This window comes from Streptomyces sp. NPDC005866, from assembly GCF_040629895.1.
GTDB lineage: Bacteria > Actinomycetota > Actinomycetes > Streptomycetales > Streptomycetaceae > Streptomyces.
In genome coordinates this window covers 131072-153410 of the sequence record NZ_JBEXWP010000019.1, presented here as the reverse complement: position 1 = coordinate 153410, position 22339 = coordinate 131072, and the positions used below count along the sequence as shown (strand labels likewise).

Genomic DNA, 22339 nt, shown 5'->3' with positions numbered 1-22339 from the left:
GTGGCTTCGATGTGGTCGGCGGCGGTGTTGCTGCCGGCGTTGCAAGGCCGCAGCAGGTAGGAAGCTGTTCACCCGGGCCGGCGTTTTGGCGCTGCTTCGCAGCCCAACGGAGAGCGCGCGATCACCGCCCGGCCATCTTCCGTGCGCGCCGGCTGCGTGCTGTCGGCCGGACGGCAGTGAGTCGGGCGACGCCGTCCAGGTCCCGTCGATGGGCGGCCCACCGCCGATCGCGAACCGGATCGGCCGGCATCAACGGCACGATCCGGTTCGCGAGGACACGCGCTAGAACGGCGTCAGGGTCAGCCGGATCCCGGTAGGTGTGGTGTCTTGGATGTAGGAGGCGAAGTCGGCGACGTCGTCGAAGGCGAAGCCGTAGGCCTTGCCGTCCTGGGTGGCCGCGTGTACGGCCTTCGCGTAGTGGTTGGTGAGGTCGGTCCGGTAGAAGGCCGATGCGTCGGTGACCGGCTGGGCGGAGTTGCCGAGCAGCGTGGAGCGGTTGAAGCCGGCGCCCAGGACGGCGGCGACGGGACCGGTGGTGCCGTCGTTGGGTGCGGCGAGGTTGCCGTCGCAGAAGAGGACGTCGCGGGTCGACGGCTTGCTGAAGGCGACCGGGGCCGGACCGTCGAACGTGAACTTGTCGGCGCGCACCCGGCCGGTGAAGGTGCCCGCGTTGGTGGTGACCGTGAGGTCCTTGCCGGTGTAGGTGCTCCACACTTGGTCGATGTACGGGGCGAAGTAGTCATGGGCGAACAGGCCCGCGTCCAGGCCGTGTCCGGGAGCGATGACGCGGAGGTCGTCGACGACCAGGGGGGCGAACTCGGCGACCTGCTTGACCGCGCTGAACACCGCGGCCCTGCCGCCGTCGCGCAGGGTGCCCGTGGTCTGGTCCTTGGCTCCGGTCAGCCGGATGCTCATCGGCACACTGAACATGTCGACCATGGTCGTGTTGCAGAACATGCCGGAGGCGTTGTGGGTGAACTCGGCGCAGTCGTGCAGCACTCGGTAGTTGGGGTCGGAGGTCACCCAGCCGGCGGGGTACTGGAGCGCCGCGTTGCCGTTTCCGTCCGCGACGGCCTTGAACTTCAGCTTCTCGCCGAGCGACACGTAGATGCGGCCCGACATGTAGGGCAGCGTGAGGGTGGCCTGCCCGCTCGCGGGCAGGGAGAGGGCGTAGTCGGTGAAGCCGTCCGCGCCGTTGTCGGACAGGGCTATCGGGGCCAGGGTGCCGTCAGGGGTGACCCGGACCTGCTTCCCGTCCTGGTTTCCGACGATGTAGACGTGCACCGAGGCGTTGCCGAACGAGCCGCTGTTGTTGACGATCGTCAGCGGGAGAGCTCCCGCCGTGGCGGCCTTCGTGCCGTTGTCCGTCGTACCGGCGAGGGCGTAGGGCCCCAGGGCCGCGACGGCGGGGGCGGCCACGGCCGCTCCGCCCAGGGCGACGAACAGTTTGCGGCGGGTGAGACTGCGCTGATGACGAGGTGCCATGTGGGGGGTGCCTTTCCTTGGTACGTGTGCCTCGCGGACGCGAGTGGGGGGTGGGGTGGGGTGTGCCGCTCCGCCGTGCGGGGTCAGCCCACGGCTGTCCACTTCTGGTTGGCGGTGCCGACGCAGGCCGAGATCTGCAGCCGGGTGCCGTCGGCTGCCGAACTGCCCTTGGCGTCGAGGCACTTGTTCGCCCCGGTGTTGGTCAGGTCGTGGGCGGAGGTGTAGGTCCACTGCTGGGCTTTGCTGCCGTCGCAGCTGTAGAGCTGAACGGGGGTGCCGTCCTCGGCGGAACCGCCGCGTACGTCGAGGCACTTGCCCAGCGCGCGGACGGTGCCGTCACTGCCCAGCGTCCACTTCTGGGCGTCGGCGCCGGTGCAGTCGTGCAGTTGGACCGGCGTGCCGTCCGCGGCGGAAGCGCCGGCGACGTCGACACACATCCCGCCGATTCCCTTGATGGCACCGCTCTTGCCGGTCGAACCGGTGGAGCCGGTCGAACCGGTGGAGCCGGTGGAGCCGGTGGAGCCGCCCGTGCCGGAGGTCGAGACGTGGACGTAGTCGACGGTCATCGTCTGCGGGAGGGAGGTGGTCGAGTCGGGGCTGCCGGGCCAGTCGCCGCCGACGGCGAGGTTCAGGATGAGGAAGAACGGGTGGTCGTAGACCCACTTCTTGCCACCGAGGTCGGCCGGCGTGCGGGTCTCGTAGGCGTGCCCGTCCACCGACCAGGTGATCGCCGTCGGGCTCCAGTCGACGGCGAAGACGTGGAAGTCGTCGGCGAACGCCTTGCCGTCGGGCAGGGTGTAGGCGGCGCCGAGGCCACCGGAACCGGAATAGCCGGGGCCGTGGATGGTGCCGTGGACCGCGCCGGGCTCGTGACCGACGTTCTCCATGACGTCGATCTCCCCGCTGTCGGGCCAGCCCGCGCTTCCGAGGTCGTTGCCGAGCATCCAGAAGGCCGGCCAGATCCCCTGGCCGCGCGGGATCTTGATGCGGGACTCGAAGTGGCCGTACGCCTGGCTGAAGCTGCGGGACGTGTTGAGCCGGGCTGACGTGTACTGGCACGTCCCGTTCCAGCACTGCAAGCCGGAGTCGGTGTTCTTGCGCGCCGTGATCACCAGGTGGCCGTTGCCGTCGAGGGCGGCGTTCTGGTTGCCCGGCGTGTAGTACTGCAACTCATGGTTGCCGTTGCCCGAACCACCGGTCTCGAGCGTCCACTTGCCGGGGTCGGGTGCGCTTCCGGCACTGCCGTCGAAGTCGTCGGACCAGGTCACCGTGGCGGTTCCGGCGCTGGCCTGGTTCGCCGAGGAACCGGTCGTTGTGATGAGGACGGCGGTGACGAGTGCGGCGGCGACCAGTGAGACCAGTCCGCCGAGCGTCCAACGCCGAGCGCGATGAGCTGCCATGGCTGGGATGACACCTTGTCTGTGGGGGATTCAGGTGGTTCCTACCCGTACGGCGGACCGCACACGAGGAGGCGGAGCGTTCCGCTTGAGAGCGCTCTCTCGACTGCGGTGAGCCGCGGATGGACCCCGATGGTACGCACGACCGTCACCTCGGCCAACTTGTCCGTGACACCCCCAACACCGGCTGAACTGCGGCTACTTGGGAAGCCAGCCGAGACTCAAGGTCGCTTAAGAAGCGTTTAAGTCTCACTTAAGCGAAGGGCTCTGCGGGCCGGCCGACCGTTCGGTGCAGCTCTCCCTCCAGGAGATCGCCGAGGACCTCGGCGGTTCCGACCCGATCCAGACACCCCTGGATGCCTCCGAGGCCCAAACTTTGATCGAGGCCCTGCTCCGTGCGGCTGGCCGATCGCCCGAGGCCGTGGCCGCGGCGCTGGAGGGCGTGCACGACCATGCCGCCGCACGTCGACTCCTTGCCGAGCTGTCTCATGACGCCGAGACAGCGCAGCTCACTGCGGCCGTCCTGGCCGATCCGCCCGCGGACGAGCAGATGAGCGTGGAGCATGCCGTCGTCTCCGCAGTACTGTTGGGCGCCCTGGTGTCCTGGCTTCAGACGAAGATAGACATCGAGATCAAGCGCACCGAGGGGAAGTCGGAGTTCCGCTTCCGGGTGACCAAGCCGGGGACATCCGCCAGTCTGCTCCGCGATCTGGCTCGCCTGGTCTCCCGCATCCTCAGCGGGCCCCAGGAGTGACGCCGCCGGGCCCTGGCCGGCCCGCTTCGGGTCTCCAGGCCCGGGGCGTCGACGTGATTGCACTCGACCCATGCACTGAGAGCTCCATCGGGAGCCAGCAGCGCTCCCACCAACTCCGCGCACTGATCACGAACGGCGACTTCGAGGACTACTGGAACTTTCACGCGGCCCGCGAACACCAACGCCTTTACCCAGGCCCCGACCAGCGGAACTACAGCCTCACCGCCTGATCCCCACCGTCACTTCAGAGGATCCGCACCCAAAGCCATTCCGCAACGGCTGATACCCGGGCTTACCAACAAGCGCGGCGCCGCCAGGAGGAGGCGGCGGCGCGGCCGGCGCGACCCGGCAGGACGTTCCGCCTAGGCTCACACCCGTGACGTGGCTGCGGGCCTTCGGGGAGGTTGTGCGATCCGGGCTCAGGATCGAGGAGACGCGGCTGGAGCCCCTGCTCGCGCTGCGCACGGCCGCCGGGGTGGCGATCGTCATCGGGTTGGCGCTGTGGCTGGTCTCCCCCGCGTACGCCGCGTCTGCCGCCCTCGGTGCCTACTCCGCAGGTGGGGCCACCTTCCAGCGCACCTGGCGTCCGCGCAAGGTGATCGCGCTCGGTGCGGGCGCGGGTCTGGCGCTCAGTACATTCGTGGGCTACCTGGCGGCGGGGCGACTCGTGACGTTCCTCCCGCTGCTGGCCGTCTGGGCCTTTGCCGCAGGGATGGCGTGGGCCGTCGGGTCGACCGCCGGCATCGTCGCGGCGACGACGGTCGGCAGCATGCTGGTGACCGTCACCCTGCCCACGAGCGTCGGGCGAGCCCTGGAGCACGCCGGGGTCATCGCGCTCGGAGGCGTGGTGCAGGCGCTGCTGATCCTGCTGTTCCCGATCCGCCGTTGGGGGGCGCATCGTGACGCGCTCGCCGACGCCCTGGCCGCCGTGGCGGACTACGCCCGTCGGCTGCGGCACGACCCCACCGCCCCGTTCGACCCGGAGCCGTTGATGACGGCCCGGGACGCGGCCGCCGTGACGCCATCACAGGCCCGCACCCGTCCCCCCGTCCTCCACGGCCCCCGGGGCCTCGCCGAGCGCATCCGGCCGGTCGTCGCTGCGCTCGCCGATCCGGACGTCGGCGCCCCGGCGGAGGGCCCCGGGCGAGACCGCGCGCGGGAGTTGCTGAACGCCGCCGCCGACGTGCTCGACGCGGCCGCCCGTTCGATCCGCCGCGGCGATCCCGCCGAGGTGCCACCCCACACCGCGGACGTGCTGCGCGTCGACGAGGAGCACGAAGTGCTGGAGGGGCCCGCGCTGCAGTCCGCCGAGCGGCTCGTGGAACTGCTCGGCGAGGTGTTGGAGATCGCCGGGAGCGGCGCGCGTAGGAAGACGCTCACGCCGCCCGGCCCCGCGGGCGCCCAGTTCCTGGTGCGCCCGACAATGTTCCGGCTGTTCCCGGTCGTCGTCGGGGCGGTCCGACGTGAGCTTCGCCAGGACTCGCCCGTGTTCCGGCACGCCGTCCGCCTGGCGGCGGTGGCCACGCTGGGCTATCTGATCGCCGCCCGGCTACCGCTGGGCCACGGCTACTGGGCGCCCATCGCCTCGGTGATGGTGATGCGGCCGGACTTCCACCGGACGTATGCGCGTGCGGTTGCCCGTCTCGCCGGGACCCTCGCGGGGGTCGCGCTCGCCACCGGGATGGTGCGGACCCTGGTCCCGGACGCCCTTGTGTCCGGCGCGCTGGCAGTGGTCTCGGCGGGCCTGTCGTACACGCTGGACCGTACCGGCTACGCCTACTCCCAGTGCTTCACTGCGGCGTACGTCGTCTTTCTGCTCGGCATGGGCGGCCAGGCGTGGGAGCAGACGGTCCCGGAGCGGGTGGTGCTCACCCTGCTCGGCGGGGCCCTGGCGATGCTGGCGTACATGGCGTTCCCCGCATGGGAGACGCCCCGGCTGCCGGACCGGCTCGCGGATTGGCTCACCGCCAACGGCCGCTACGCGGCCGCGGTGCTCCGCAGCTACGCCGAACCGACCCGGGAGCATCGCGCCGACATGCGCAGGGCATTGCTGGCGAGCAGGGAGGCACGTGCCGCCTGGCAGGAGGCCTACGACCGGGCAAGGCAGGAACCGATCCGCCCCAGGGGCCTGACGTCGCGCGAGGCTGAGGAGGCGCAGGAGGCGCTCAAGGAGTTCGGCCGGGCGGCGATGCTCATGGAGAGCCACATCCCGCGGGCCGACAGCCGTTTCGTCCCCGAGGCCGAGCGCTTCGCCGAGGCCCTGGAGGCGGACACCGCTCATGCGGCAGCCGACGTGCGCGAGCACAAGAATCCCGGCTGGGGGCGCGTCACGGAGGCGCTGAACGCGTGGCAGGACGCCGCCGGAGACCGTGCCCCGGTGCTGCAGCATGGGACGGAACTGCAGGTGCGGGCCTTGGAGGACCTCACGACGGCCGTGAGCCGCACACCCCTGGAACGGGACCTCGGGTCCGCCCGCGAGGAGCAACGGGTGCGGGCCGCCGAGGTGGCGGAAGGTGAGGTGGCGGGAGGTAACGAACCAGGACCCGCGCACCGAGGTCGGTGACGACGCGACGGGGAGCGCCGATCCTCCTGGAGCGGGAAGCGGTCTCCCCGCCGTGCAGAGCGCCGTCACACCGTCCGGAGCGATCAGTTCCCCACCTGGTTCGGAGCCGCGCTTCGCCGCGTGGCTCGCGTCAGACGCGGGCGAAGTCACGAGGGCGGAACTTCCCACTCTTCAGATGCCTCTCGATGTCCTCAAGGCTGTGCCCGGAGAGCTCCGGCATCCGCCACCACACGAACAGCCATGCCGCGACGTTGAACATCCCGTAGATCCAGAACACCTGGCCCACACCGAAGATGCTGATCATCGTCAGCAAGGTCAGCGTGATCAGCAGGTTCGTGCCCCACAACGTGGCCGACTGCACGGCCGTCGCAGCGGCACGCACCGCCAGGGGGTAGATCTCGGAACCGGTCAGCCAGCCCATCAGCTGGAGCCCGCCGGCGTTGAAGAACATGAAGACCAGCAGGCAGGCGACGATGGCCGGCACGTAAGCGCGGCCGGCATGGCCGGTGACGAAGAAGGCACCCAACACGAACAGGCTGAGCGCCGCGCCGGGCACCATCACCAGGGTCAGCCGACGACGCCCGACCTTGTCCACGATCGCCAGGCCGACCACCATCATCACCAGGTAGGTCACGCCCAGTGCCACGCTGACCCACAGCGCGACCGTCTTGGAGAAGCCGTTGTCGGTCAGGATGGTCGGGGCGTAGTAGATGATCATTTCGATGCCGGACAGCTGGGTGAAGACGGCGATGCCGCAGCCGACCACCAAGGCCGGGCGTACCCATGGCTGCCGCAGCCCCGCCCACCCGCGATGGTGACGGCTGATCCGGTGCAGGCGTCCCGCCAGGGCCACGATCTCCTCGAGTTCGGAGAAGACGTCGTATCCCTCGGGCCGCATCTGCTCGAGCACCTTCCCCGCTTCGTCCACACGGCCATGTGTGACGATCAGCCACCGCGGGCTCTCGGGCAGGCGCAGCTGCAGGACCAGCATCACCAGTGCCGGTACGGCGGCCGCGCCGATCGCCGTCCGCCACGAAACCGACTCGCTCGCGCCCACGAGCGTGGCGATGACGATGCCGACGCCGATGGCGAGCTGGAAACAGAGCACAAGGCGTCCACGGATCCTCTTGGGGGAAAGCTCGGCCACGTACATGGGCACGGTCTGCGTCGCGCCGCCGACGGCGAAGCCGAGCAGCACCCGGCACAGGGCCAGGGTGAGCGCCGTAGGGGCGAGCGAGCACGTCACACTGCCCAGAACGAACACCGTGCAGATCACCAGGATCGTGCGGTGCCGGCCGATGCGCTCGGACAGCACGCTGCAGGCGAGCGCGCCGATCACGGCGCCCAGCAGGATGCCGGCCGCGATGACCTGCTTCATGCCGTTCCCGATGTGGAATTCCCCCGAGATCTGCAGCAGCGCACCGGAGATGATGCCCGTGTCGTAGCCGTACAGCATGCCGCTGATCGCGGATACCACGGCCGCCATCAGCATCCGCCCGTTCAGCTCCTTGACCGGCGGCGCCTTCGCTGTGGCAAGAGCTGAGGACATAGTTCCTCCGGAGCGGCGAACGCCCCTCTTCCATCGTTGCACCGGAGAAGCCGGGGGCCCAAGTGAACGGCCCAGCCCGTCTGTGGCTGCCCCGCTCCCGGCCGCGACGCGATCAACACGCCGTCCGGCGTGCTGCGGCTGGGCCATCCCCGCAGGCGAGACCGCCGGCCACGCCTCGTCCGCAACGCGCACACGGACATGCCACGGTGCGGGCGACGGCACCGGGCGCGCGAGCGGACAGCGCGCAGAGTGCGAGTTAAGCGGCCGGACCGCGGGACCGACCGACTCAGCCGCCGCTCTTACGCCTGAACGACCGCTGGCTCGCAGTCAGCAGCGGCAGGCCGAAAGCGAGCGCCTTGCCCGATCCGGTGCGCCCGCGTCCAAGGACGTCGCGCCCCTGCAGGGCATCGGGCAGTGTGGCGGCCTGGATCGGAAAGGGTTCGCGCACCCCGAGTCCGCTCAGTGTCCGCAGCACCTACACCGGCAGTTTCAGACCGGCGAAGGATACGGCCGGGGGCAGCGCCGGGGTCGTGGCCCCGGGCTGGGCGAGACCGCCGTGAGCGATGCCGGAGTCATCGGGATGCTTCATGAACAGCCTTCCGCAGGGGAACGTACCGAGGAAGGCCCGGCAGGATTGAACAGCACAGCCCACGCACTAGCGGAACCGAAGAGGCAGAATCACCCACCGCGACGACCACGCAAACGCATGAGACTAACACAAGGCATAACCTCGCGCCGGGATACCGACCCAGTACCCTCACCGCGCGAGCGCGACGACCCGACTCTCCCGGTTGGGGGTGCTTGCCCGGCGACTCTTCGGGTACGGCGTTTGCATAGGTGGTACCTGCAATGGCGGCGGGATTCTGAAAGCGATGCCTTCGTGACTGGTCTCAATGGCTCCGGGGACGACCGATCGGGCGGACCGCGCGATGGTCCCGCCTCCCTCGCCTCGGTGCTGGCCGACGCCGTGGACTGCCTGGCCCACCTGTGGTCGGAAGCCGCGCAGAGGGCGAGCCTGCGCCTGTCGCCGCACCAACTGCGTGCTCTGCGGATACTGGAGGAGGAGCCGGGCCTCAACCTCACCGCCTTGGCGGTGGGCATGGAGATCGGGCTGCCCACCGCGAGCCGGCTGTGCGACCGGCTGGAAGCGGCCGGTCTGCTGGAGCGCGTGCTGCATCCGCGCAAGCGGCGCGAGGTGCGGCTGCTCCTGACCCGGCAAGGCCACCGCATTCTGGACGAGGTGGCCTCGCGCAGGGCGCACGCCCTGGCCGTCGTGCTCGGGGCCATGAAGCCGGCTGAGCGGGAGGCTCTCAGGCAAGGACTCCAGGGGTTTCTGGCCACTCAGAACCGCAGGGCGAAGGGGCAGCCCAACGGCGGCCCATGACCAGGGCACGGCGTGTCAGCCCCGGCCGCCGTGCCGGCCGGGGCATTGAAACGGTGGCATCGGCCGTGAGTTCTGTGCTGCCGCGACGGCCGTCGACCGTCGAAGGGCAGAGCCGCGCGCAGCCGGATTCCCGCTGGATTGCAGGCCCTCCGCTGCCGACCGGCCCCACTGGACGTGCGTGCGGCAGCGGAGGGGACGAGAACCTGCGTACCTGATCACGACGGTTGGGTACGCCCGCGCCAGTCCAGGCAGACGGCCAAGGCGTCGTCCTCGGCCATGACGGCTTCACCCCGGTGGCCTGCCAGTTCGCGCAGGATGGCGCGGGGTACCTCCGCGGCGGGCAACAGCCGGGTGGAGTGGATGGCCCGGGCGAGTGCCCGATCCCCGTATGCCTCGCCCCTCGGGGAGTGCACCGCGTGGACGCCGTCGCTGACGAAGACGAGCCGGTCTCCGGGCTCGACCTCGAATTCCTGCGCCACGTAGTCGGTCTCCTCGAACATGCCCAGGGGCAGCTGTGCCTCGAAGGGGACGCGTTCGACGGTGCCGCCGCGCAGCCGCAGGAGCTGTGGGGAGCCCGCGTCGACGACACTCACCCGCCCGGTGTCCAGGTCGAAGTCGAACATGAGGACCGACAGATAGCGGTGGCCTCGGTAGTGGGCGTATACGGCCTGGTCGGCCAGGGCCGCCTGGTCGGCGATGGAGATTCCGGCGCGGCGCGCGTTGCGCAGGGCGTTGATGGCGAGGCTGGTCAGCAGAGCGGCCTCTATGCCCTCACCCATGCCGTTGGTGACGTACAGCATCAGACGGTCGGCGGTGGCGGACCAGTCGAAGTTGTCGCCGAAGACGGCGTAGGCGGGCTCCAGCTGGCCCCCGAGGTCGTACTCGGGCCGGGTGCAGGAGCGGCCGGGCAGCAACTGCCACTGCATCTCGGCCGCCAGGGTGAGCCGGTCCTTGCGCCGGGCCTGGAGATACAGGTCCGTGTCGCGCTCGGCCACGAGCACCTCGTGGGCCAGCACATCGGCGATCTCGGCCAGTTCGGACACACATCCGCGTGACGCGTCGCCGTCGGGCAGCGTCACGGACAGCACGCCCAGCCGGTCGCCGCGCACGCTGACCGGCAGGTGGACGCGCATCCGGTGGTCCTGGACCTCTTCGCAGTAGGGCTCCTGCGAACCGAAGGCCCGGCCGGCCGGACTGCCGTGCACCGGCACCGGCACCAGGTTGTGCGGCCGCACCGACACCGGCTGCAGTGCTGTCAGGCCATAGTCGGCCATGAAGAGCTCGACTGCCTCCGCGTCGTATAGCTCGGTCAGCACGGCGCGGACGGCGTCGGGCAACTCGTGGGGGGCCGCCGTGCGCAGCGCGCGCTCAGCGGTCTGGAATCTGTTCACGATGAGGAATGCACCATTCTTTCTCCCGGCAACGTGCGGGCCCGGCTGAGGGGGCGGGGCTTCGCGAAGAGCCGCGTCGGTCGTTCCGAGGGGGATCCGTGGGGACGGGGGCTGCTAGTAGGCTGAAAGACGCCCCAAGTGCCTGCGAAAGTGTGATCGTGACTGCCTTCCGCCGCCGCCCAGAGCCCGATGAGGTTGCACATGTGACCACCAAGGCCGTTGAGCTGCTGGAAGTTGTCTGGGGCCGTGCCTCGACCGCGCCCACCTCTGCCTCCCAGTTGCGGGTGCTGCACATCCTCGAGCACCACGACGGCATCAATCTGCGCACTCTCGCCGAGTCCCTCGCCTCCACTCCCCCGTCCACGAGCCGACTGTGCGACCGGCTCCAGGCCGCAGGGTTCATCGAGCGCATGGTGGGCGCCGAGGATCGACGCGAGGTACGGCTGCATCTCAGCGGCCGGGGCCGCTCCTTCCTGGCCGATCTGCGTGCCCGCCGGGAGAGTGAGCTGCAGAAGGTGCTGGCGGACATGCCCACCGCCAAGCGCGTTGCCCTACTGGAGGGGCTTGAGGCGTTCTGCGCCACCGCGGCGACGCAGATACCCGACGAGGCGCCCGGCTCCGGCAGCCGGACCGCCTGAACAACCCTTCACGGCTACGGTGCCACCACCGCTCCGTGACGGTGGCGACCGGCGCCAGGGACGGTCCCTGTCCACCGGAACATTCCAGGTCCTTCCCCGTGTACGTCCGACTCGGCTACTCTCTTGCCTCACGGCTATTATTGTCAAACGACAACAGTTCTTCGAATCAGTCTTACTCGGTCCGACTACCCCTGTATGACGTGATCCGCGGTAACTGTGCGATATGTCTCGTGAATCCGGAGAGTCGGAAGTGAGCTGGAACGGCCAGAAGGTGACCGCAAACAGGCGCCGAGCCACGTGCGGAGCGCGCGGAAACATGTCCCCCGTCCGTGTCGCGCACGATGCCCGATGATCCGTTGCCTCACCTGTCGGCTCCGCGACGTGGTCGAGCCGCCGGAAGCCCGTGACACGAGGGTGGTGCGATGCCCGCGGCTCCCGAACTGAGAGTGCGTATCGACCGCCGCGAGCAGATCTTCGTGATCACCGTGCGCGGCGAAGTCGACTACGCCGCGCTGGAGGGCTTCGAACAGGCCTGGGAGGCGGCCGACGATGCGGCGATGCCCGTGACAGCGGTCGACCTCACCCAGGTCACCTTCGCCGACAGCATGCTCCTCAACGCCCTCATCGAGGCCCGTCTCCGCCACCAGGCCACTGGGCGCGACCTGGTGCTGATCGGCCCCCTGCAGTCGGCCGTCAGCCGCCTCCTGACGATCACCGGCACCATCGGACTGTTCACCATCACCGAGGCCGGCACCAGTGACGAGGGCTCGGCCGCCTCATGAGACGCGACAGGCGGTGGGCGAGTGTCGCCCACGTGACGGTCAGCGGGCCACGCGGTGACGCCGTCCACCGTGGCGCAGTAGGACCGCGCCGTAGACGAGGTCGGCGAGCAGTACGACCCCACCGATGATCAGCAGGTAGAACAGTCCGTGAACGGTGAATCCGATGATGCCCAGGACGAGGGCCACGATGATCAGGAGCAGGAACAGGCTCATCGGCTCTCCTGTCGGCTTCGATGAGTCAGCGGCGGGCCAGGCGGCGCTCGCCGCCGGCGCCCGGGGTGTAGTCGAGTCCGTAGTGCGCGAAGACCGCAGGCTCCTCCGCGGCCGGTAGCTCGCCGTCCGTGTCGATCGCAGGGGCCTTCTTGACCGTGTCCTTGTCGTAGGCGACCTTCAGATACCCCGGACCGACGGTCGAGTTCGCGAGCGGAACGAACACCAGGCGCCGACGGGTGGGCAGACCGACCGTCACGGTGGCGTAGAAGGGCTGGTCGGTCGCGGTGTCGACGTAGACCGACTCCAGGAGTCCGACCTTGTGCCCGGTGGCGTCGACCACATCGTGACCGCGCCACTCACGGATATCGCCTGCTTCGAACATCAGACACCTCCGCTGGAGCGGGTACCCCTGATCGCACCGTTGACGCCCTCGACCGACCCGGGCCGCCGTAGCGGCCATGACCAGCGCATCTGCACGATCGCCGGCATGGTGATCGACGAGGGCCAGATCCGCGGGGCGGCCCGCTACGACCAGGGGTGCTGACGCCCCCGACGCGTCATCGGGGCATCAGGAGGGCGCCACGCGGAGGCCCACGATGCAGGTGTCGTCGTCGGTGTCGGATCTGCTGTGGGTCAGCAGTCGGTCCAACTGCTGCTCCAGGGTCGGCGGAACCGTGCGCGCGGTCGTCAGCATCTGCGCCAGGGACTCCTCCACGGACCGGTCACGGCGTTCGATCAGGCCGTCCGTGTACATCAGCAGTGTGTCGTCGACGGCGAGTTGCACCTCGTGTTCCTGGTACGCGGCCTCCGGCACGGCGCCCAGCAGCAGCCCCTGGACCAGGGGCAGCGGCTCCGCCTCACCGCCGCGGACCAGTACGGGCGGCAGATGACCGGCCCGCGCCCAGCGCAGGATGTGCCGGTCGGGGTCGTACAGACCGCAGACCGCGGTGGCGGTGACGGAGCCGGTCAGATGGTGGGTCACCATGTTCAGCCAGGACAGCAGCTGACCCGGTCCGGCGCCGGTCACGGCGAGCCCGCGCAGCGCATTGCGCAGGACGACCATGCTGGTGGCCGCCTCGATGCCGTGTCCGGCGACATCGCCCACGCACACCAGCACCAGCCGGGACGGCAGCGCGACCGCGTCGTACCAGTCGCCGCCGACCAGATGCTGGGTCTCCGCGGGCCGGTAGCGCACGGCCAGGTCCAGCCCGGGGACCTCCAGCGGGGCCTGCGCGGGCGGCATGATGGCGTGCTGGAGCTGGAGGGTGAGACGGTTGCGCTCGCTGGCCTGCTGCTCGGTGTGGGCGAGCTGGTCGCGGGTCGCGGCGAGAGCGACCTCGGTCCAGTGATGCGCGGAGATGTCCTGGTAGGCGCCGCGTACGACGTAAGGCTGCCCGCCGGAGTCCAGGACCGGTTCGGCCACCACCCGGATATGGCGGGTGACCCCGTCGGGACGCAGTAGCCGAAAGGCCGTGGACGCGGGCCGGCGGTGGTGCAGCAGGGTGCGCAGGAAGCGGCCGATGGTGACGGCGTCGTCGGGGTGGGCATGGGCGGCCAGGTCCTCCAGCGGCACCGGGGCGCCGGAGGCGGGCTTGCCGTAGAGGTGGTACAGCTGGCCGTTCCAGGTGATCTCGCCGGTGAGGAGGTTCTCCTCGAAGCCGCCGATACGGCCCAGGCGCTGGGCGTGCTGGAGCAGGCTGGCCAAGCGGGCCGTCTCGTCCTCGATGCGCCAGATGAGCAGGACGCAGCCTGCGTGCCGGCTGATGTTGATGTCGGCGACCGCCGCCAGCGGGACGTCGTCGACCAGGGCGGTGAGCCGCATGCGGTGGGCGCGGTAGGGCTCACCGGTGGCGTAGACGCGCTCGATCCGCTCGAAGAGCTCGCTGTGGCCGGCGGCCATCGGATAGGTCTCCAGCAGCAGGGCTCCGTTGATGACGCTCCGAGGCCTGCCGCCGGGGTCCAGGAAACGGCCGTTGACGTGGTGGATGCGGAAGTCGACGAGGTCGCCGTGGGCGTCCAGATGCGGCATGAGCACCAGGGCGGGGTCGTTGAGTCCGTCGGCCAGGTCCATCAGCTCGGTGACGGCGGGCAGGAGGGGCGCGCCGATGCCACCGTCGGGCTGGTGCGGGGCGCCGGTCTCCAGGGTGTGCGCGCACAGCTCGGCCAGAGCCTCGACCTGCCGGACGATCTGCGGAGGAGGCATGTCCAGCGGCGCGGGCCAGACGATCTCCAGCACACCGTGGATGCGCCCGCCGGTGCCGGCCGGTACGGCGGCCCGGCCGCCCTCGGGATAGTGGTGCTGGCCGATGGAGGGCAGCCCGGTCTCGGCCAGGCTGCGGATCCAGTGCCCCGAGCGCTCGGCGAGGCCGCGGCGGGCCACCGTCGCCACCCCCGGGGGCACATGCCGCCAGCGCCCGGCATCGGCGGAGGAGAATCCGGCGTTGCCCGCCAGGGTGAGCGAGCCGTCGGCGCCCAGTGCCCAGATGGCGACCGCCTCCGCGCCCAGGGGGGCGAGAGCGTGCTCCAGCAGGGAGTCGGCCACGGCCTGGGTGTCATGGGCGGCCAGCGCACCGCTCTCGGCGGCTCGCAGCCGTACGGCCGACGACTGACTGCCCGCCGGGTCGGCGGTCTCGGTACGGGCCGCGGTGGCCGCGAGAAAGGCGGCGGTCACCTCCGACAGCCGGTCCCGTGCGGCCTGGTTGATGACATCGACCGCGAACTCGAGCGGTGTCACCCCTGCCTGCTCGGCGAGCTCGGCCAGTTGCCGGGCCGCCTGCGCCGGGCCACAGCCCAGCCGCTCGACCAGAATGCCCTTGGCCAGCTCGATCAGGGCACGCCCGTCGGCCTCGGCATGCGCCGCCCGCACCTCGCGGCGCAGCCGCCCCACGGTCGCCGCCAGCCTGCCGAGGGGGGACGACCCGCCGGGCTCGTCCGGTTCACCGGTGGCGGCTTCCCGTGTGCTGTCGACGGCACCGAGCGGCTCGATGCCCGCCGGGCCGATGCCTTCCGGCATGCACAGTTCGCCCGCCAGGTCGTGGGAACCGGGCGGTTCGGGAGGTTCGGGAGGCGGGGGCGATGGACGGAGATCACTCACGGTGGGCCTGTTTCTCGGCTGGGAGACGCCCTGGGGCGCTACGCGGCCGGCTGGTGGGCGCTGCGGTTGTGGCGCGTTGTCACACGGCCAGCCAGCGACGGACGCGGGCGATGAGGTCGTTCGTGTCGACGGGCTTGGTGATGTAGTCGTTGGCTCCCGAGGCGAGGCTCTTCTCCTGGTCGCCCGGCATGGCTTTCGCGGTGACGGCGATGATGGGCAGCTGCGCGTACTGGGGCATGGCGCGGATCTCCGCGGTGGCGGTGTAGCCGTCCATCTCCGGCATCATCACGTCCATCAGCACCAGGCAGATGTCCGGGTGGGCGAGCAGCATCTCGATGCCCTTGCGGCCGTTGTCGGCGTGCAGGACCTGGAAGCCGTGCAGTTCCAGCACTCCGCTGAGGGCGAAGAGGTTGCGTGCGTCGTCGTCGACCACCAGGACCGTCCGGCCGAGGAAGGAGTCGTCCACCGCCTGCGCGGCCGGGCGGTGCGGCTCATCGGTGCGCACCAGCGACAGCACGTCACCGGGCTGTTCGGCGGACAGGTGCAGGGTGATGCGCTCGCGCAGCTCGTCCAGGCTGGACAGGAAGTCCAGCGGGCGGCCACCCGCGAGGGCACGCAGCGCCTGCTCCTGCACCAGATCCACCCGATGCCCGGTGTGCACCAGGACGGGCACGCTGGCCAGCGCGGAGTCGCCGCGCATGGCTTCCAGGAAGTCCGCGCCCTCCTTGCCGGGCATGCCCAGTTCCAGGACGACGCAGTGGCAGGGTTCGGCCGCCAGCGTGCTCGCCGCCTCCTGTGCCCCGACGGCGGTGATGAGGTCGATCGCCCCGTGCGGATCGCCGGGGTCGTGCGCGATGTCCGCCACGGCCCGCTCGGCGACCAGGCTGAGCAGACCGCGCGGGCGTTCCTCGATCACCAGCAGCCGGCGCCTGCGGTGCTCCGGGACCGGCGCGGAAGCGGACAGCAGCCGGGGCGCCGGTGCCACCTCCGAGGTGGTGACGTCCCGGGGCTGTTCCACCGGCCGGCCGCCGGTTTCCAGCAGCTCCTCGAAGTCGGCGCGCGCGACCGGCAGGTACAGCGTGAACGTGCTGCCCTGACCGGGGGTGCTGTCGACGGTGACGGCGCCGCCGAGCAGATGGGCGATCTCCCGGGTGATGGACAGGCCGAGACCGGTGCCGCCGTACTTGCGGCTGGTGGTCCCGTCGGCCTGCTGGAAGGCGCCGAAAATCGTCTCCAGCTGCTGATGGGGGATGCCGATGCCGGTGTCGACGACCCGGAAGGCCACCACCGGACCACCGCGGAGGACACCCGGCGGCACCTCCCGGTCGGCGGCCGGTTCGATCCGCAGCTCGACGCCGCCCTGCTCGGTGAACTTCACCGCGTTGGACAGCAGGTTGCGCAGGATCTGGCGCAGCCGGGAGTCGTCGGTGAGCAGGTCGGCGGGCGTGCCGGGCGCGGTGGCCACCGTGAACTCGAGGCTCTTCTGGGTCGTCATCGGCCGGAAGGTCGCCTCGACGTACTCCAGGAGCTGACGCAGCGGGACCCGTTCGGGAGCGACGTCCATCTTGCCCGCCTCCACCTTGGACAGGTCGAGGATGTCGTTGATCAGCTGCAGCAGGTCCGAGCCCGCCGAGTGGATGATCCCCGCGTACTCGACCTGCTTGGGGGTGAGGTTGCGCGAGGGGTTCTGCGCCAGCAACTGGGCCAGGATCAGCAGGCTGTTGAGGGGGGTGCGCAGCTCGTGGCTCATGTTTGCCAGGAACTCCGACTTGTACTTGGAGGCCAGTGCCAGCTGCTGCGCCCGGGTCTCCAGTTCCTGCCTCGCCTGCTCGATCTGCAGGTTCTTCGCCTCGATGTCGCGGTTCTGTGAGGCCAGCAGGGAGGCTTTCTCCTCCAGTTCGGCGTTGGAGCGCTGCAGTTCGTCCTGCTGTACCTGCAGCTCCTCTGACCTGGCCTGCAGTTCGGAGGTCAGACGCTGGGACTCCTCCAGCAGCTCGTCGGTGCGGGCGTTGGCCACGATGGTGTTGAGGTTGACGCCGATGGTCGGCATCAGCTGTGCGAGGAAGTCCTGGTGGATCTGGGTGAAGCGGGTCAGCGAGGCCAGTTCGATGACGCCGAGGACCTGCTCCTCGACCACGATGGGCAGCACGACCAGGGCGCTGGGCACGGCCTGCCCGAGTCCGGAGGAGATGGTGACATAGCCTTCCGGCAGTTCCTCCACGGTGATGGCACGCCGGTTGCGTGCGGCCTGCCCGACCAGCGAACGCCCGACCGGGATACGGGTGGGCCGCTCCGCGTCGTCCGGATAGCCGTACGAGCCCACCAGGCGCAGTTCCTGGCCGCGCTCGGTGTCCTCCGCCAGGTAGAAGGCGCTGTACTGGGCCGACACCAGCGGAGTGAGCTCGTCCATGATCAGCTCGGCAACCACGGGCAGGTCGCGGTGGCCCTGCATCAGGCCGGAGATACGGGCGAGGTTGGTCTTGAGCCAGTCCTGTTCCTGGTTGGCCCGGGTGGTCTCGCGCAGGGACTCCACCATGGAGTTGATGTTGTCCTTGAGTTCGGCGACCTCGCCTGAGGCCTCCACGGTGATCGAGCGGGTCAGGTCGCCCTCGGCGACGGCGCTGGCGACCTCGGCGATCGCGCGGACCTGCCGGGTGAGGTTCCCGGCCAGCTCGTTGACGTTCTCCGTCAGCCGCTTCCAGGTGCCCTCGACACCCTCCACCTCGGCCTGACCGCCGAGCCGGCCCTCGCTGCCGACCTCGCGGGCGACGCGGGTGACCTCGGCGGCGAACGACGACAGCTGGTCGACCATCGTGTTGATGGTGGTCTTCAGTTCCAGGATCTCGCCCCGGGCGTCGACGTCGATCTTCTTCGACAGGTCGCCGTTGGCCACCGCGGTCGTCACCAGGGCGATGTTGCGCACCTGCCCGGTGAGGTTGTTGGCCATGGAGTTGACGTTGTCCGTCAGGTCCTTCCAGGTCCCGGCCACGTTCGGCACATGGGCCTGGCCGCCAAGGCGCCCCTCGGTGCCCACCTCGCGCGCCACCCGGGTGACCTCGTCGGCGAACGCCGACAGCGTGTCGACCATGGTGTTGATGACGTCCGCCAGCGCGGCGACCTCGCCCTTGGCCTCCACGGTGATCTTCTGCGAGAGATCGCCGCGCGCGACAGCCGTGGCGACCTGGGCGATCGACCGGACCTGCCCGGTCAGATTGGACGCCATCACGTTGACGTTGTCCGTGAGGTCCTTCCAGGTCCCCGACACGCCCCGCACGATGGCCTGGCCGCCGAGGTTGCCCTCGGTGCCGACCTCGCGGGCGACGCGGGTGACCTCGTCGGCGAAGGCGGAGAGCTGATCGACCATCGTGTTGATGGTGTTCTTGAGTTCCAGGATCTCCCCGCGCGCGTCCACGGTGATCTTCTGTGAGAGGTCGCCCTGCGCCACCGCGGTGGCCACCTGGGCGACATTGCGGACCTGCGCGGTGAGGTTGCCCCCCATGAAGTTCACGGAGTCCGTCAGGTCGCGCCAGGTGCCCTCGACTCCCTTGACGTCCGCCTGTCCGCCGAGCCGGCCTTCGGTGCCGACCTCGCGGGCGACGCGGGTGACCTCGTCGGCGAAGGCGGAGAGCTGATCGACCATCGTGTTGATGGTGTTCTTGAGTTCCAGGATCTCCCCGCGCGCGTCCACGGTGATCTTCTGTGAGAGGTCGCCCTGCGCCACCGCGGTCGTCACCTGGGCGATATTGCGGACCTGCGAGGTGAGGTTTCCGGCCATGAAGTTGACCGAATCGGTCAGGTCACGCCAGACACCGGCGACCCCGGGCACCTGCGCCTGGCCGCCCAGCCGTCCCTCGCTGCCCACTTCGCGGGCGACGCGGGTGACCTCGTCGGCGAAGGCGGAGAGCTGGTCGACCATCGTGTTGACGGTCTCCTTCAGCTGGAGGATCTCCCCGCGCGCGGGCACGTCGATCTTCTGGGAGAGATCGCCTCTCGCCACCGCCGTGGCCACCTGGGCGATGTCCCGGACCTGCGTGGTCAGATTGCCCGCCATGGCGTTGACCGAGTCGGTCAGGTCCGCCCAGGTGCCGGAGACCCCGGGGACCTGCGCCTGGCCGCCCAAGGTGCCCTCGGTGCCCACCTCGCGTGCCACCCGCGTCACTTCGGACGTGAACAGGGACAACTGGTCGACCATGCCGTTGAAGACCGTGGCGATGTCGCCGAGCAGGCCCTGGCCGTCGGACGGCAGCCGGGTGCCGAAATCACCGTCCCGTACAGCCGTCAGCCCGGCCAGCAGCTGCCGCAACTCCTGCTCGCCCGGTCCCTGGACCTGGGCGTCCATCAACATGCTGCTGCTCATGCCACCCTCGTTCCACTCCCCAGGGCCCCCACCCCGAGGACCCGGAACCTCGCCGGAGCCGTAGAGCTCCGCCCACCAGCGGCGAATGTGCGTTCGGCGGCCTCGCCCGATGGGAAATCGGTCGCAGATTAACTCAGTTGTCGGCCGACAACCAAAGTCTTGCGCGAGCATCACGGCGCACCGAAAACAGGGAGATCAGAGCGGAATACCGAAGCCGGTCCCGGGTACTCGGGTGGGTTTGACGCAGCCCGACCGGGCGGCTCACGTCACCGCCTCCGTGGGCCTCGTCAGGCCGCGATGGCGTCCTGCACGGTCGGGTGGCAGGTGGCGAGGGTGTCGAGTCCCACCAGTTGCACGGTGCGCAGCACGGCGTCCTGGACCCCCGCGAGACGCAGCCACCCCTGCGCGGCCCGTGTCACCTGGTGGGCGGCGATCAGGGCGTTGATCCCGCTGGAATCCATGAACGTGACCCCGCTCAGATCGACGACCACCCGAGAACCGGCTGTGGGGTCCGCCGGAGGCATGGCCCGGGTCAGAGCGCCGACACTCTCGTAGTCGATCTCACCGCGGAGGCCGAGCACGGTGATGCCGTCGACGTCGGTCCGGGCGATGGACAGCTCACCGCGCTCCATTGCTTCTTGTTCCTCCGCCACGTGCTCCTGCGCACCCTCGGTCCGGGCTGCGTCACCTCTCTGCAGCCAACGTGCCCCGGGATGCGGCGTGCGATGCACGAGAAGGCGCATCGAATCTTCGCGGCATGGGAGTACCACGGCGGATCGCCGGGTAGACGCGCGCCCATGAACGGGGTATCGCAGATCGTCGGCAGGGTGTCTGTCCCGCCCGAGGAGTGTTCCCGGATGGCGGATGCTGCACCTGCCGATGTCACCATCGCCCTGGACGGGGCGGACGGATGTATCGCCGACGCACGAAGCCAGACATCGGACTTCCTGACGCGCGCACAGTCCGAGCACGGGCTGCCGGTGACGGCACGCACCCTGCAGCTGGCGCAACTGGTGGTCAGTGAGCTGGTCACCAACGCGCTGAAGTACGCGCCCGGGCCGGTGCTGCTGCGCCTGGGTGTCGCCGGCGGCGTGCTGGAGATCGAGGTGTGGGACACCGATCCGACACTTCCGCTGGCCCGGGCGACCAACGCCGGACGGGTGGGCCAGCACGGCCTGGAGATCGTGCTGGCGGTGGTGCAGGGCTTCGAGGTACGCCGGGAGCCCGTGGGCAAGCGCATCACCGCCCGGCTGGCGCTGTTCGACGGACCGCTGAGCTTCGGGTAGCGAGTCGCCGGCCGCCGGACGGGCCACAGCGCGCACGGCAACCGTTCGGCGTAACGTGTGGCGCCGGGGCGGCTTCGAGCCACGCAGGGTGTCGTGCCGTGCGACGGCCCGCCGGTCGCCCTTGGCCTGCACCCTCACGAGTCAGGAGCGCACCATGGCGACATCCGTCCGCCGGCCCGCGAGCCGCGGCTCCACTGCCCGGCGCACCGCCGTTGGGCTCGTCACCACCTTGCTCGCCGTCGGCGCGTGCACCGTGCCGGCCGCGGGGGAGGACGCCCACCGCGTGCCCGGCACCCCCGCCTCCTCGGACGCCGGCACCGGCGGGCGGCTCGCCGCGGCGCAGGTCGCGGCGGTGTCCGCCGCCACCTGCGCCGACACGGTCTATGCGGGAATGACCCAGGCGCAGCGAGTCGGGCAGCTGTTCATGGGCGGGGTCTCCGCTGCCGGCGCCGGTACCACGGACCTGCGTACACTGCGCACCTACCATGTCGGGTCCGTCATGTTGACCGGGCGAAGCTCCGCCGGCACCGCGGCGACGAAGAAGGTCGTCGACGGGGTTCGCGCGCAGGCGGACACGGTCGCCGGGCGACGGGTCGGGCTGCTCGTGTCCACCGACCAGGAGGGCGGGCAGGTCCAGGTGCTCAACGGCCCCGGCTTCTCGGTCATGCCCAACGCCCTGACCCAGGGCACGTGGAGCACGGCTACACTGCGCGCCCGCGCCGAGACCTGGGCGCGACAGCTCAAGGCGGCGGGTCTCGATCTCAACCTCGCCCCGGTCGCCGACGTGGTCCCCGCGAGCCTCGGCACCCGCAACGCTCCCATCGGCCGCTACCACCGCGAGTACGGCCACACCCCCGACACCGTGACCGCGGGCACCGGCGCCTTCGCCGCGGGCTTCCGCAAGGCCGGGGTCATGACCACCCTCAAGCACTTCCCCGGCCTGGGCCAGGTCACCGGCAACACCGACACCACCGCGAACGTGGTCGACTCGGTGACCACCACCTCCAGCGCGAGCCTCACGCCCTTCCGCAGCGGGATCGCCGCCGGCTCGCCGTTCGTGATGATCTCTTCGGCGAAGTACACCAAGATCGACTCGAAGCATCTGGCCGCATTCTCCCCGACCGTCATCGACTCGCTGCTGCGCACCCGGTTCGGCTTCAAGGGAGTCGTCATCTCCGACGACCTCGGCCAGGCGGTCGCGGTGCAGGCCTACAGCCCGGGGCAGAGGGCGGTGGACTTCCTCTCCGCCGGCGGCGACATGATCCTGACGGTCAAGCCGTCCACCGTGCCGGCGATGGCACAGGCGGTGCAGTCCCGGATGGCGACGGACGCCTCCTTCCGCGCCAAGGTCACCGCCTCCGTACACCGGATTCTCACGGCCAAGGTCACGGCAGGCCGGCTCACCTGCGGCTGAGACCCGGATATGCCCGGGCGGTCTTCGGGACT

General features: G+C 70.2%; 17 protein-coding genes and 1 pseudogene. 8 read left to right on the top strand and 10 right to left on the bottom strand.

The genetic code is table 11. From position 1 onward, the window contains the following. Window positions 1-282 precede the first annotated feature (282 nt). Entirely contained in the window at window positions 283-1485 is a 1203-nt protein-coding gene (locus ABZ396_RS26605) for a glycoside hydrolase family 64 protein (protein ID WP_358922201.1), read from the bottom strand. 83 nt (window positions 1486-1568) lie between these two features. After that, complete coding sequence (locus tag ABZ396_RS26600) at window positions 1569-2885, bottom strand: family 16 glycosylhydrolase (RefSeq protein WP_358922203.1); 1317 nt, start codon at window positions 2883-2885, stop codon at window positions 1569-1571. Between the two features lie 286 nt (window positions 2886-3171). On the opposite strand from ABZ396_RS26600, the gene ABZ396_RS26595 reads away from it, so the two are divergent. Together ABZ396_RS26595 and ABZ396_RS26590 are read left to right on the top strand one after the other, a co-directional pair. Beyond that, window positions 3172-3636, top strand: coding sequence for a hypothetical protein (locus tag ABZ396_RS26595; RefSeq protein WP_358922205.1), 465 nt, complete (start codon window positions 3172-3174; stop codon window positions 3634-3636). 376 nt (window positions 3637-4012) lie between these two features. Beyond that, window positions 4013-6199 carry an FUSC family protein gene (locus ABZ396_RS26590; protein WP_358922207.1) on the top strand — a complete coding sequence of 729 codons (2187 nt, stop codon included), beginning with the start codon at window positions 4013-4015 and terminating at the stop codon, window positions 6197-6199. A gap of 130 nt (window positions 6200-6329) precedes the next feature. On the opposite strand, the gene ABZ396_RS26585 is transcribed toward ABZ396_RS26590, so the two are convergent. Together ABZ396_RS26585 and ABZ396_RS26580 are read right to left on the bottom strand one after the other, a co-directional pair. Beyond that, the gene (locus tag ABZ396_RS26585; protein ID WP_359186119.1) at window positions 6330-7970 is read right to left on the bottom strand and encodes a sugar porter family MFS transporter; all 1641 of its coding nucleotides are present in this window, start codon (window positions 7968-7970) and stop codon (window positions 6330-6332) included. 103 nt (window positions 7971-8073) lie between these two features. Continuing rightward, window positions 8074-8337: pseudogene (locus ABZ396_RS26580) on the bottom strand (DEAD/DEAH box helicase); the annotation flags it as partial. Window positions 8338-8628: 291 nt separating this feature from the next. Here ABZ396_RS26580 and ABZ396_RS26575 point away from each other — a divergent pair. Next, entirely contained in the window at window positions 8629-9132 is a 504-nt protein-coding gene (locus ABZ396_RS26575) for a MarR family transcriptional regulator (protein WP_358922211.1), read from the top strand. A 215-nt stretch (window positions 9133-9347) separates the two neighbouring features. On the opposite strand, the gene ABZ396_RS26570 is transcribed toward ABZ396_RS26575, so the two are convergent. Then, window positions 9348-10523 (bottom strand): PP2C family protein-serine/threonine phosphatase, encoded by a 1176-nt coding sequence (locus ABZ396_RS26570; RefSeq protein ID WP_358922213.1) that lies wholly within the window; start codon window positions 10521-10523, stop codon window positions 9348-9350. Between the two features lie 203 nt (window positions 10524-10726). Between ABZ396_RS26570 and ABZ396_RS26565 the strand changes: the two genes are divergently transcribed. Next, window positions 10727-11161, top strand: coding sequence for a MarR family transcriptional regulator (locus tag ABZ396_RS26565; RefSeq protein ID WP_358922215.1), 435 nt, complete (start codon window positions 10727-10729; stop codon window positions 11159-11161). Window positions 11162-11583: 422 nt separating this feature from the next. Beyond that, complete coding sequence (locus ABZ396_RS26560) at window positions 11584-11943, top strand: STAS domain-containing protein (protein ID WP_358922217.1); 360 nt, start codon at window positions 11584-11586, stop codon at window positions 11941-11943. Window positions 11944-11982: 39 nt separating this feature from the next. Here the strand turns inward: ABZ396_RS26560 and ABZ396_RS26555 are convergent, their stop codons facing one another. Beyond that, the gene (locus ABZ396_RS26555) at window positions 11983-12156 is read right to left on the bottom strand and encodes a hypothetical protein (protein ID WP_358922219.1); all 174 of its coding nucleotides are present in this window, start codon (window positions 12154-12156) and stop codon (window positions 11983-11985) included. A gap of 25 nt (window positions 12157-12181) precedes the next feature. Next, on the bottom strand, window positions 12182-12538 hold the full coding sequence (locus ABZ396_RS26550) for a PRC-barrel domain-containing protein (RefSeq protein WP_358922221.1): 357 nt from the start codon (window positions 12536-12538) through the stop codon (window positions 12182-12184). A gap of 39 nt (window positions 12539-12577) precedes the next feature. Here ABZ396_RS26550 and ABZ396_RS26545 point away from each other — a divergent pair, with 39 nt between their 5' ends. Further along, window positions 12578-12700, top strand: coding sequence for a hypothetical protein (locus ABZ396_RS26545; protein WP_358922223.1), 123 nt, complete (start codon window positions 12578-12580; stop codon window positions 12698-12700). 24 nt (window positions 12701-12724) lie between these two features. Here ABZ396_RS26545 and ABZ396_RS26540 read toward each other — a convergent pair whose 3' ends face one another. From ABZ396_RS26540 to ABZ396_RS26530, 3 genes are all read right to left on the bottom strand, one after another. Next, window positions 12725-15169: a SpoIIE family protein phosphatase gene (locus ABZ396_RS26540; RefSeq protein ID WP_358922225.1), complete on the bottom strand. Its 2445-nt coding sequence runs from the start codon at window positions 15167-15169 to the stop codon at window positions 12725-12727. 160 nt (window positions 15170-15329) lie between these two features. Beyond that, window positions 15330-19607, bottom strand: coding sequence for a HAMP domain-containing protein (locus ABZ396_RS26535; RefSeq protein ID WP_359186111.1), 4278 nt, complete (start codon window positions 19605-19607; stop codon window positions 15330-15332). A gap of 287 nt (window positions 19608-19894) precedes the next feature. After that, window positions 19895-20260: an STAS domain-containing protein gene (locus ABZ396_RS26530; protein WP_358922231.1), complete on the bottom strand. Its 366-nt coding sequence runs from the start codon at window positions 20258-20260 to the stop codon at window positions 19895-19897. Between the two features lie 204 nt (window positions 20261-20464). On the opposite strand from ABZ396_RS26530, the gene ABZ396_RS26525 reads away from it, so the two are divergent. After that, window positions 20465-20893 carry an ATP-binding protein gene (locus tag ABZ396_RS26525; RefSeq protein ID WP_358922233.1) on the top strand — a complete coding sequence of 143 codons (429 nt, stop codon included), beginning with the start codon at window positions 20465-20467 and terminating at the stop codon, window positions 20891-20893. A 154-nt stretch (window positions 20894-21047) separates the two neighbouring features. Next, window positions 21048-22307, top strand: coding sequence for a glycoside hydrolase family 3 N-terminal domain-containing protein (locus ABZ396_RS26520; RefSeq protein ID WP_358922235.1), 1260 nt, complete (start codon window positions 21048-21050; stop codon window positions 22305-22307). The last annotated feature ends 32 nt before the right edge of the window (window positions 22308-22339 follow it).

Bases quoted from the DNA above. Each gene is read 5' to 3' on its own strand.
- ABZ396_RS26540 (WP_358922225.1), bottom strand. From the start codon at position 15,169: ATGCCGGAAGGCATCGGCCCGGCGGGCATCGAGCCGCTCGGTGCCGTC.
- ABZ396_RS26560 (WP_358922217.1), top strand. From the start codon at position 11,584: ATGCCCGCGGCTCCCGAACTGAGAGTGCGTATCGACCGCCGCGAGCAG.
- ABZ396_RS26555 (WP_358922219.1), bottom strand. From the start codon at position 12,156: ATGAGCCTGTTCCTGCTCCTGATCATCGTGGCCCTCGTCCTGGGCATC.
- ABZ396_RS26525 (WP_358922233.1), top strand. From the start codon at position 20,465: ATGGCGGATGCTGCACCTGCCGATGTCACCATCGCCCTGGACGGGGCG.
- ABZ396_RS26605 (WP_358922201.1), bottom strand. From the start codon at position 1,485: ATGGCACCTCGTCATCAGCGCAGTCTCACCCGCCGCAAACTGTTCGTC.
- ABZ396_RS26535 (WP_359186111.1), bottom strand. From the start codon at position 19,607: ATGAGCAGCAGCATGTTGATGGACGCCCAGGTCCAGGGACCGGGCGAG.
- ABZ396_RS26550 (WP_358922221.1), bottom strand. From the start codon at position 12,538: ATGTTCGAAGCAGGCGATATCCGTGAGTGGCGCGGTCACGATGTGGTC.
- ABZ396_RS26600 (WP_358922203.1), bottom strand. From the start codon at position 2,885: ATGGCAGCTCATCGCGCTCGGCGTTGGACGCTCGGCGGACTGGTCTCA.
- ABZ396_RS26520 (WP_358922235.1), top strand. From the start codon at position 21,048: ATGGCGACATCCGTCCGCCGGCCCGCGAGCCGCGGCTCCACTGCCCGG.